The organism is Streptomyces sp. NPDC006265 (assembly GCF_040613555.1).
Classification (GTDB): domain Bacteria; phylum Actinomycetota; class Actinomycetes; order Streptomycetales; family Streptomycetaceae; genus Streptomyces.
Map to the genome: position 1 here is coordinate 1 of NZ_JBEXSH010001275.1, position 1843 is coordinate 1843.

Consider the following 1843-nt stretch of genomic DNA (forward strand, 5'->3'; position numbering starts at 1 on the left):
GCACGACGGCGGAGCTCAAGCGGGTAACGGGAAGGTCGTGCCATGACTCGATCCTTTCATGAAACCGAGTCTCTATTTGAGCCGGGGCGGTTCACTCCAACCTTGGTGTTTAACCTCGGCCGTTCACCTGACCCGCTGATCTTGGTTCATTCCCGGGACAGCAGGGCGGCCGTTCTTCACGCTTCGAGGTGTCGAGCAACGTCGCGTGAAGGAACGGCCGCTGGTGAAAAGTCTCGCCGCTGAACAGACCGCTGACGCCGCGTTGGGCGTCCTGTCCCACTTTCGTGTCCAGTTCTACGACTGCCTCTACACCCGGGCGGATGCGCTCTTCGAGCTCACCGACGCGGTGCTGTGCTCGGACGGCCCGGTGACGTCGCTGGTCGAGTTGACGCTCACGGCCGAGCACCGGCGCGGGCACGGAGCGATGTACGACGCGCTCAACCACGGCTGGCTGGAACCGCGCCGCCTGCGCAGGCTGCTGGCCTCCACGCCACTGCCGCGCGCCGCCGACGGGCGGATCGTACTCGCGGTGGACGTGAGCAACTGGCTGCGACCCGACGCCCCCACCAGCCCGGAGCTGCTGTTCTGCCACGTCTACGGACGAGGCCGCAGCGCGGATCAGTTCATCCCCGGCTGGCCCTACTCCTTCGTCGCCGCGCTGGAGACGGGACGCACGTCCTGGACGGCCGTGCTGGACGCGATCCGGCTCGGGCCGGCCGACGACGCCACCGCGGTGACCGCCACCCAACTGCGCGAGGTGGTCACCCGACTGGTGCACGCCGGGCAGTGGCGGCCGGGCGACGCGGACATCCTCGTCGTGATGGACACCGGCTACGACGTCACCCGCCTCGCCTACGTCCTGGCCGACCTGCCCGTCGAGCTGGTCGGCCGGCTCCGCTCGGACCGCGTCATGCTCCGGGACGCCGGCCCACGCCGCTCAACCCCACGTGGCGGACAGCCCCGCAAGCACGGCGGCGTCCTCACCTTCTCCAAGCCGGAGTCCTGGCACACCCCCGACCAGGCCACGACGTGCGACACCACCCGCTACGGCACGGCCGAAGCCCTCGCCTGGGACCGGATGCACCCCCGATTGCAGGCCCGTGGCCCCTGGCTCGACCACTGCGGTGAACTCCCTTTGATCCACGGCACGTTGATCCGTCTGAAGGTTGGGCACCTGCCCGGTGACCGCGATCCGAAGCCGGTGTGGCTGTGGTCCTCGCGCACCGGCATGACCGGCGCAGATGTCGACCTGCACTGGCAGGCGTTCCTCCGCAGATTCGACCTTGAACATACCTTCCGGCTGTTCAAACAGACCCTGGGCTGGACCGTCCCCAAGGTCCGCGATCCGCACACCGCCGACCTGTGGACCTGGCTGATCATCGCCGCCCACACCCAACTCCGCCTTGCCCGAACCCTCGCCGAGGACCTTCGCCGGCCCTGGGAACGGCCGGCGCAGCCGCGTCGGCTCACCCCTGCCCGGGTCCGCCGGGGGTTCCGCCACCTCCGCGTGAAGACCGCCCGTCCCGCCGACGTGCCCCAACCCTCCAAGCCCGGACCCGGACGCCCACCCGGCTCGAAGAACCGCAGGCCAGCCCCACGACACGAACCTGGGAAGACCGTGAAACGAATCGAAACCCTCACCGAACACGTCCGCCTGAAACAGCAGCGAGGTTAATGATCAAGCCAACCCCCCGAGGGACTTTCGAACTGGACCACTTAAGAGGGCGTTTACATAGGTTTGTTCCGGCATGCGGGTTTCGACCGTGACCAACTTTGGGGTTAATTGCCTGATAAGTGCTAGTCGTTCACCCGGAAGCGGTGAACTCGACTGCCCGTCTCATCC

1 protein-coding gene is annotated in these 1843 nt (G+C 67.6%); it reads left to right on the forward strand.

All coding sequences use genetic code 11. The features are described 5' to 3' along the window. Positions 1–262: 262 nt before the first annotated feature. Positions 263–1675: an NF041680 family putative transposase gene (locus ABZ281_RS47950; protein ID WP_356664986.1), complete on the forward strand. Its 1413-nt coding sequence runs from the start codon at positions 263–265 to the stop codon at positions 1673–1675. Positions 1676–1843: the final 168 nt, after the last annotated feature.